This is a genomic window from Rhodococcus sp. LB1 (genome assembly GCF_001583455.1).
In the GTDB taxonomy this organism is placed as follows: Bacteria; Actinomycetota; Actinomycetes; order Mycobacteriales; family Mycobacteriaceae; genus Rhodococcus_F; species Rhodococcus_F opacus.
This window is the reverse complement of record NZ_LTCZ01000396.1, coordinates 25,202-33,639: the sequence shown is the minus strand read 5'-3', so window position 1 is coordinate 33,639 and position 8,438 is coordinate 25,202. Positions and strand designations below refer to the sequence as shown.

Below are 8,438 nucleotides of genomic sequence, written 5' to 3'. Positions count from 1 at the left end.
ATCGCATCGAGCCACTCGATGCCCAACCCGGCGTCCCCACCCGCCTCGACGCATCGTAGCCGCGCCGTGAACGCACGCAACTCGTCCAGATCCGCTGCCACCAATTCCCCCACAACCAACCTCCCCCAAGGCTGTTCGAAACTCTGTTCGATTCTAGCAACCGAACGCGACCCGATCAATAGACGCTTTCCGACAGGTCCGGCGAACCACTCCGGACTTCGTCACCCGCCCCTACGCCTCCTCCGGTGGGTCCGCCACAACTCGATCCCTTTCGCCTGAGTCGGCGCCACGAAGGTTCAGCTAACGAAATCCGATGCCGCACCGACAGAAGCAACATACGGACCCGATCGTCAGCGGGGCCGCCGGACCCGAAGGAGTATCCGATGCCCCACAGGATCCGCAGGTTCCTCGCCGGAGCGGCCGCATCGTCTGCCCTCGCCGCCGCGGTGGTCGCAGTGGCCGCCGCACCCGCCCAGGCCGAACCCTCGGCCGACTGTCATACCGGCACCACGCCCACATCGGGCACCTCGCACTGCACGGCGTACGACGTGCCCGCCGGCAGGACTGCTGTCCACGTCGGGACCGTCGAGTGCTTCGGCCTGACGCCACGAGCGATTCCGGGACCCGGGGGTGTCTCGCACATTCCGTGGATTCAGGGCTATCGTCGCGATGGCCTGTGGGTGCCGACGGGGACACCGTCGACCGGATCGTGCGTCGGCGGGATCGGTGCCCCGTGGTGGGAGGTCGGCGTCTCGACGGGCGCCTTCACTACCTGCGGGCTGCAAGAGGGGATCGTCACCTACGTCAGCGTCGGCTGCAATCCGATCCGCCCCCAGTAGGTCACACGACCATCAGCGATCAAGGAATGTGGCCGGTGAGGATCTGCTCGCGCAGGATGTCGGCGTGACCGGCGTGCTGGGCGAGTTCACGCAGTACCTGCAGGTACAGCGCCCACACGGTGCGCTCGCCCCGGCCGTCGACTGTGTCGTCGAGCGCCAGGGCGGCCATGGTCCGCCGGGATGCGTCACAGCGTTCGGCGTGGGCGTCGAGCACGGATGCGATGGTGTCGGCCCGGGTGAGGGTGAACGACTGGTCGGGGGTCCTCGCGATGCCGATCTCCCGGTACGAGCGACCGGTCACCGCCTGGTCGAACCACACGCCCTCGACGTAAGTGACGTGTTTGACCAATCCGAGCAGCGTCGTCTTCGAGCGCACCAGACGCAGGCGCGCCTGCTCGTCGTCCAGACCGTCGAGACCGCCGCGCAGAGCGGCCCGGTACTCGTCGAGTAGTTCGTCCATCCGCCCGCGGAGATCGTCAGTCCACTCCATGCCCGGCATGGTAATCGCCCCCCCACGCGGCCGACATGTCGAATCTGCTGTGCTGGGGCGACAACGACCGCGATGAGTTTCGCGCGCGCATGCTGTCTGTACTGGACGAGAGGTGCTGTGGCGAAGACAGTCCCGGCTCGAATTTCACCCACCCGGCTCGACAGGAAGACGCCTGAAAGAGGAGCGGACCCATGGTCATCGTCGCAGGACACATCATCGTCGCAACCCAGCAGCGCGAGTCCTATCTCGCAGGCTGCGTGAGCGTCGTCGAACAGGCACGCAGCGCAGCAGGCTGCCTCGACTTCGCGATCACCGCCGACCTGGTCGACCCCGGTCGCATCAACGTCTTCGAGCGCTGGGAGTCGCAAGCGGCGGTCGAAACCTTCCGCGGCAGCGGTCCGAGCGACGAGCAAGACGCGGAAATGCTCTCGGCGTCGGTTGCCGAGTACGACGTCGCCGACGTGCGGCCCCTGTCCGGGGGAGACACAGCGTGAAATCGCGGTACGGCACCGCCCCCGATGGTCGAAAATGGAACCATGGCAGGGGAAGCGAGCGAGATCGTTCTGAGCAAACAGGAACTTCGTGAGGTCACCGCGTTTGCCGCGGGGTGCGCGGAGATGGTGCTCGCGATATTCGAGGCCGATCAGCCGCACGACTCGCGGCCCCGCGCCGCGATCACTGCTGCGTGGGAGTTCGCGCGGGGTGGTGAGCGTGGGAAATCCCTGCGCGACACAGCATGGGCGGCGCTCGCGGCAGCCAAAGGCACGGAGACTGCGGCTGCGCGGGACGCCGCGTGGGCAGCGATGTCTGCGGCAGGCGCCGCCTATTTGCATCCGTTGGCCAAGGCCACCCAGGTCAAACATATTCTCGGAGCGGGCGCTCACGCGGCCAGAGCCGCCGAGCTCGTCGCCGGTGACGATCGGACCGTCGGTGCCGGACACCTCGACCAGGCGGTGCATCGTGCGACACCGGTCGTCGTCGACGTGCTCGAACGCTTTCCACCGGCACCGGGTGGCGGTGGACGGGTCGGTGAGTTGATCCGCATGCTGGACACCGACCTGCGGCGCCGCCCGTCGACCCAGCCTCGCTCTGCCGCTACGAATTCGTGAGGTCGCGCCGACGGAACAGCACCACTCCGACGGCACCCACGACGACGGCGATCACCGCGAGCCAGACCAGCGGAGTGGCCGTCACCTCCGCGGCGGGAACGGGAGGGACGTGTGTGAACGGCGACAGATCGCGGACCGCCTGAGGCAGCCCGAGCAGTGATCCGAGGAATCCGAAGATCAGGCAGCCCGCGAGCGCACCCCAGGAGAGCCCGGCCGACCAGGCGGGGACGCCGCCGAACGCCAACACCGCCACTCCTGCGACCACCCCGATCGCCGGTACGAAAACGAGGGCGGCCCCGGCGAGGTTCAGGACTTTTCCCGGCACGTCGTCGGTCACCAGACCGTACGCGAGACCGGTCGCCGCCCCGGTCAGTGCCTGCAGGACGACGATGCCGGCCGTGACCAGGCCGACGTGCGCCAGCATCCACCGCGGACGCGAGACCGCTGTCGCGAGAACGGGTTCGAGTCGCCCGGCCGACTCCTCTCCGCGCATCCGGAGCAATGCCTGCACGGCGTAGCCTGCGACCGCGATCGCCATCATGCCGAAGATGGCGGCGAAGTAGGCGTCGACCATGTTCGTCGTGCCGCCACCGAGCTGTTCCATCATGTCGGCCACCTGCTCCCCCTCGCCGAGGAAGTCGTCGATCTGGTCTGCGATCGCGCCGTACACCACGGCGAGGACGACGATCCCGAGTGCCCACCAGAACAGGATCGTCCGTTGCATCCGCCACGCCGATCCGACCGCCGTCGGCAGCGAACGGGACGCGCGGGCGGGGCCCGGGCGGGTCGGCACGAGCCCGGAGCCGATGTCCCGGTGCTCCGTGAGGGCGAAGCCGACCGAGCCGACCGCGAGTGCGAACACGGTGGTCAACGCCAGTACCCACCAGGCGTTGTCGTCGTACGGACGGACCTGCTCGGCCCAGCCGATCGGCGACACCCACGTCGGCCAGCCACTCACCACCCGCGTGCCGTTGTCCGTCACCGTCCCCGTCATGTCCCCCACCGCACGCAACAGGAATGCCACGCCCAGGGCGGCCCCGGCGAGTCCGTTGGCGGTGCGGGCACTGTCCGTCACCTGCGCTGTCACCGCGGCGATCGCCGCGAACGCGATACCGGCACCGGCGACGGCCGCGCCGAGCGCCACCGACCCGTCCAGTGGCAGACCCGCCGCCAACAGCACCACGACGTTGAGTAGTCCGAGAGCAAGGTTCGCTCCGACCGCGACCACCAGGGCCGCGGTGAGCAGTGCCTTCCGGCCCACCACGGCGGCCTCGACGAGTTCGGCGCGGCCGGTCTCCTCGTTCTGGCGGGTGTGCCGCACGACCAGCAGGGTGGTCATCAGGCCGGCGGCCAGCGACAGAGGCATGACGATCTGACAGGCGAGCACGGCGCCGGCGCTGTACCCCGACACGAGACCGTTGGTGGCCAGCGCGACCGGCGACGCCGCGGTGGCCATCGCGAAACTGCGCAGGTCGGGCTCCGTGGGATACAGGCCGAGCACGCTCGACGCCGAGAATGCCTGCAGCGCTGCGAGCGCGAGCAGCCACACCGGCAATTGGATTCGGTCGCGGCGCAGGGCGAGCCGTACGAGCCGGGCGGTTCCCGCATACTGGCCGCGGCCCGCCGGCGCCGGCGCCGTCACCGTGCTCATGGCGTCCGCGTCCCGGACTCGGCCCGCCGGTGGTTCTCGCCCTCCCGGGCCAGTTCGTCCCCGTAGTGCCGGAGGAACAACTCTTCCAGCGTCGGGGGCGTCGACGTCAGCGACGTGATCCCGAACGTCAGCAGATGGCGCAGCACCCCGTCGATCGCGCTGGTGTCCACCTCGCACCGGGTGTGCAGGCCGTCGACTCGCACGTCGTAGACCCCCTCGACGGCGTCGAGTCCGGTCACCGGCCGCTGCGTGTCGGCGGTGATCGACGTGCGCGTGAGGTGACGCAGTTCGGCGAGGGTGCCGGTCTCCACCGTCCGGCCCTCGCGGATGATGCTCACCCGATCGCACAGCGCCTCGACCTCCGCGAGGATGTGACTCGACAGCAGGACCGTCTTCCCCGCGTCGGACATCTCCTCGACGCAGTCCTGGAACACCGACTCCATCAACGGATCCAGCCCGGACGTGGGTTCGTCGAGCACGTACAGTTTGACGTCCGACGCGAACGCGGCCACCAGCGCGACCTTCTGCCGGTTGCCCTTCGAGTACGTGCGCGCCTTCTTCGTAGGATCGAGTTCGAACCGCTCGAGGAGTTCCGCGCGCCGCGGCTCGTCCAGCCCGCCGCGCAACCCCGCGAGGAGGTCGATCGCCTCGCCGCCGGTGAGATTGGGCCACAGGTTCACGTCACCGGGAACGTAGGCGAGCCGCCGGTGCAGCGACACCGAGTCGCGCCACGGGTCACCGCCCAGGAGGCGGGCATTGCCCGAATCCGCGCGCAGCAGGCCGAGCAGTACCCGGATGGTTGTCGACTTGCCGGACCCGTTGGGGCCGAGGAATCCGTGCACCTCCCCCGTCCCCACCTCGAGGTCGAGACCGTCGAGTGCGCGGGTCGGCCCGAACGTCTTGACGAGATTCTCCACCGAGATCGCAGCCATGATGGGGACGCTACGCCGGTTCGCGGGTGGTCACGACGGGTTCCGCGGCCCCGGCCGCGACGGGGCCGGATCAGATCAGACCGAGTTTGCCCGCCTCGTATACGGCCTCTGCACGGCGGCCGACGTCGAGTTTGCGCATGATGTTGCTGACGTGAAATTTCACCGTCGTAGCCGAGATGAACAGCCGCTCACCAATTTTCGCATTCGAAAGACCCTTGGCCAGGAGTTGCAGGACCTCGAGTTCACGCTCGGTGAGCCCGTCCCGCGGCGTCGTCTGCCCGTTGAGCGAGCGGATCACCGCCGACGCGCTGCGTGAATCGAATGCGCTCTCGCCGCGAGACACTGCGCGGATGGCGCGCACCAGTTCGGTGGTGTCGACGTCCTTGACCACGTAGCCGCGGGCGCCGGCGTGGATGGCGCGGACGACGAGCTGCTCGTCGAGAAACGTCGTGAGCACGAGCAGACCCATCGTGCCGTCCGCGGCGGACAGCTGTGCGCACAGTGCCAGCCCCTCGTAGTCGGAGGCCGCCGACAGCTTCAAGTCCATCAGCACGACATCGGGCGCGACGTCACCGACGACGGCCAGCGCCTCCTGCATGGAAGACGCTTCCCCGACCACCTCGAGATCCGGCTCCCGCTCGAGGACCGAACGCAGACCCTGACGGAGAATCGCGTGATCGTCGACGAGCACGAGCTTCACCACCGAGGTGGGGCGGGCGGACCCGGTCTGGTCACGCACCGAGGTTCTTATGGTCATCGGTCCACCTCACTGTCGGAATGTAACGGGATCCGGGCAGCCACCCGGACTCCGCCGATCCTGGCCCGCGCCACTTCGAGAGTGCCGCCCAATTCGGCTGCCCGGGCCTGCATGTTCGCCAACCCGCGGTGGTGCCCGTCGAGGTCGTTGTTCGCCGCCATCCGCAGCATCAGGCGCATCCGCTTGGGGTCTCCGTCTCCGTCGTCGGCGACGGAGAGCAGCACCGAATCTGCCGAATACGTGAGCCGCAGGACGGCGCGCGTCGCGTTGGCGTGCACCGCCGCGTTGAACAGTGCCTCGCCGGCGATCCTCAGCAGCGCGTGTTCCCGGTCGCTGGACAGCTCGGCGGGGGTGCCGCCGACGCGGACGGTGACCGCGAGTTCGTCGGGCATGTGCACCACCCCGAGCTGCTCGAGCATCTCGGGCAGGGACGTCCGGTCGGAACCGCCGGAGTGATTGAGCGCGTAGATGGCCGAGCGCAACTGCTCCACAGCGCGGCGCGTCAATTCCTTTGCAAGATCGAGCCTCTCGCTGCGTTCGTCGTCCGGGACACCGCTCCGGCACACCTCGATCTGCATCCCCGCCGACAGCACCGCCTGCGTGACGCTGTCGTGGAGTTCACGCGCGATCCGGTGTCGTTCCTCGTCGAGGACCTGGTGCCGGTGCGCCGCTCCGAGTTGACGCTGGGTGGATTCGAGTTCGGCGTTGCGCACCGCCAGATCGGAAGCGGTACGACGCGCCTCCGAGTACGCGTGCTCGGCCTGCTCGAGCAGCAGCTGGCCCCGCTGGTAGAGCGCCGAATTCTGCAGTGCCACGGCGGTCTGGCTCGCGAGGATGCTGAGGACCGCGCCGTCGGTCGTGTCGAGCGTGCGGTGCTCGGCCGTCCAGGCCGCGAAGGCTCCGACGACGCCACCCTCGAGGACGATCGGCACGAAGGCATGGTGCGCGTCGATGACGGGAGCGCCCCCGGTGCGCGCGGACCGGATGTCGGCCAGACACGTCACGACCTCGTCCGGCAGCGGGGGGCCCTCGACGTTGTCGACGAGGAACGGCGTCGCGTCCGGCCCCAGGACGAGCCGGCGCGGGCCGGCGTCGGGCAGCATGCCGTCGGCGAGGGCGAACGCGATCCATCGCGCGTCCAGGTGCGCCCGGGCCGCCTCGGCGACCGCGCAGATGAGGGTCTCGGGGCCTTCCACCGTGCGGACGAGGGCCCGCGAGATGAGTTCCAGTGCGTGGACGACACGTTCGAGACGTTCTGCGGCGCCGCGATATTGGGGGTAGAACGTCGGCTTGCCGGACCGCAGTCCGGTGAGCGTCGACAGGTCCGGGGCGTTCATGCGCTCACAGCGCAGTCCGGAACAGCGCCACCATCTGCTCCTGGGTGGCCGTGCGCGGGTTGGTGGACATGCAGGCGTCGCGGAGCGCGAACTCGGCCAGGCGTGACAGGTCGGCTTCACGAACCCCCAACTGCCCCAGACCTTTCGGAACTCCGACCTCGCGGGCGAGGCGTTCCACCCGATCCGCGACCGCCAGAGCAGCCTCCTCGGGTGTTCCGCGACGCTCCTCGAGACCGAGGGCGGCGGCGATGGCGACGAACGGGGTGGCGTCGTCGGTGGCGTTGAATCGGATCACGTGCGGGAGAAGGATGCCGTTGATGACTCCGTGCGGCAGGTCGAGCAGTCCCCCGACCTGATGGCTCATCGCGTGCGCGGCACCGAGGATCGCATTGGTGAACGCGAGGCCGGCTTCGAGACTCGCCTGCGCCATGACGGCGCGCGACTCCATCTCCATCGGCTCCTCGATGGTGCGGACGAGGGTGTCGGTGACCAGCCCGACCGCGCGGAGCGCATGGTGGTCGGTGAGCGGGTTGTGGGCCAGCGACACGAACGCCTCGATACCGTGCGTGAGGGCGTCCAGGCCGGTCGCCGCGTTGAGCCACTCCGGCATGGTGGTCAGCAGCCTGGGGTCGATCACGGTCACGTCCGGCACGAGCGCGCGGCCGATGATGGTGATCTTGGTGCCCCGCCTCGTGTCCGTGACGATGCAGAACTGCGACACGTCGGCGCCCGTGCCCGACGTGGACGGCACCATCACCAGCGGCGGGATCGGACTGGTGGCCTGGTCGACTCCCTCGTAGTCGAGGATGTTGCCCCCGTTCGCGGCGAGCACCGCGATGCCCTTCGTCGCGTCGATGACGGAGCCGCCGCCCAGGGCGACGAGGACATCGCACTCGCCCTCGCGGTACGCGTCGTGCCCGGCCGCGATCTCGTGGTCCTTGGGGTTGGGCGTCAACGCGCTCCACACGACCGGGGTGAGGCCCTGCTCGCGCAGCTGATCCTGAAGTTCGGCGGCCCAGCCGGCGTCGATCAGACCCGGATCGGTGACGAGCATCGGCCTCGATCCGCCGAGGCGGAGTACCGCGTGCGCGGCCTCGACCATCGACCCGATACCGAACACGATCTCGGGCGCATGGAATTTCACCAGCCTGCCCGGGGCTGTGGTGCGGGTGGACGGATAGGACACGGACAAGTCGACACTCCTCCCGACACCTGCGTGCATGTGATCCAGATTACAAGACTCTGACCTAGACCCTACGGTCCGGGACGAGCCCCCACACCCACCGAAGGACAGGTACGTACCTACCCGATCGGGTAGGTAGC

Annotated in this window: 9 protein-coding genes and 1 pseudogene; 3 read left to right on the top strand and 7 right to left on the bottom strand. The window is 68.9% G+C overall.

Going from position 1 to position 8,438, the window contains the following annotated elements; all coding sequences use genetic code 11:
• Positions 1-152 (bottom strand): annotated as a pseudogene (locus AZG88_RS54640) (HNH endonuclease); the annotation flags it as partial.
• 231 nt (positions 153-383) lie between these two features.
• On the opposite strand from AZG88_RS54640, the gene AZG88_RS37935 reads away from it, so the two are divergent.
• Positions 384-839: a hypothetical protein gene (locus AZG88_RS37935; RefSeq protein ID WP_061700622.1), complete on the top strand. Its 456-nt coding sequence runs from the start codon at positions 384-386 to the stop codon at positions 837-839.
• A gap of 19 nt (positions 840-858) precedes the next feature.
• Here AZG88_RS37935 and AZG88_RS37930 read toward each other — a convergent pair whose 3' ends face one another.
• A complete protein-coding gene (locus AZG88_RS37930; RefSeq protein ID WP_197436102.1) occupies positions 859-1,329 on the bottom strand; it encodes a DinB family protein in 471 nt (156 codons plus the stop codon).
• 191 nt (positions 1,330-1,520) lie between these two features.
• On the opposite strand from AZG88_RS37930, the gene AZG88_RS37925 reads away from it, so the two are divergent.
• Positions 1,521-1,823 carry a putative quinol monooxygenase gene (locus tag AZG88_RS37925; RefSeq protein ID WP_061700621.1) on the top strand — a complete coding sequence of 101 codons (303 nt, stop codon included), beginning with the start codon at positions 1,521-1,523 and terminating at the stop codon, positions 1,821-1,823.
• Between the two features lie 42 nt (positions 1,824-1,865).
• Positions 1,866-2,438 carry a putative immunity protein gene (locus AZG88_RS37920; RefSeq protein ID WP_005239459.1) on the top strand — a complete coding sequence of 191 codons (573 nt, stop codon included), beginning with the start codon at positions 1,866-1,868 and terminating at the stop codon, positions 2,436-2,438.
• Here AZG88_RS37920 and AZG88_RS37915 read toward each other — a convergent pair.
• From AZG88_RS37915 to AZG88_RS37895, 5 genes are all read right to left on the bottom strand, one after another.
• The gene (locus tag AZG88_RS37915; RefSeq protein WP_061700620.1) at positions 2,425-4,089 is read right to left on the bottom strand and encodes an ABC transporter permease; all 1,665 of its coding nucleotides are present in this window, start codon (positions 4,087-4,089) and stop codon (positions 2,425-2,427) included. The genes AZG88_RS37920 and AZG88_RS37915 overlap by 14 nt on opposite strands.
• Positions 4,086-5,021: an ABC transporter ATP-binding protein gene (locus AZG88_RS37910; RefSeq protein WP_061700619.1), complete on the bottom strand. Its 936-nt coding sequence runs from the start codon at positions 5,019-5,021 to the stop codon at positions 4,086-4,088. Before AZG88_RS37910 ends, AZG88_RS37915 begins: the two co-directional genes overlap by 4 nt.
• 70 nt (positions 5,022-5,091) lie before the next feature.
• Positions 5,092-5,778 (bottom strand): MadR family response regulator transcription factor, encoded by a 687-nt coding sequence (locus AZG88_RS37905; RefSeq protein WP_025432217.1) that lies wholly within the window; start codon positions 5,776-5,778, stop codon positions 5,092-5,094.
• The gene (locus AZG88_RS37900) at positions 5,775-7,115 is read right to left on the bottom strand and encodes a MadS family sensor histidine kinase (protein WP_061700618.1); all 1,341 of its coding nucleotides are present in this window, start codon (positions 7,113-7,115) and stop codon (positions 5,775-5,777) included. Before AZG88_RS37900 ends, AZG88_RS37905 begins: the two co-directional genes overlap by 4 nt.
• Before the next feature lie 4 nt (positions 7,116-7,119).
• Positions 7,120-8,307, bottom strand: coding sequence for an iron-containing alcohol dehydrogenase (locus AZG88_RS37895; RefSeq protein ID WP_306453375.1), 1,188 nt, complete (start codon positions 8,305-8,307; stop codon positions 7,120-7,122).
• Positions 8,308-8,438: the final 131 nt, after the last annotated feature.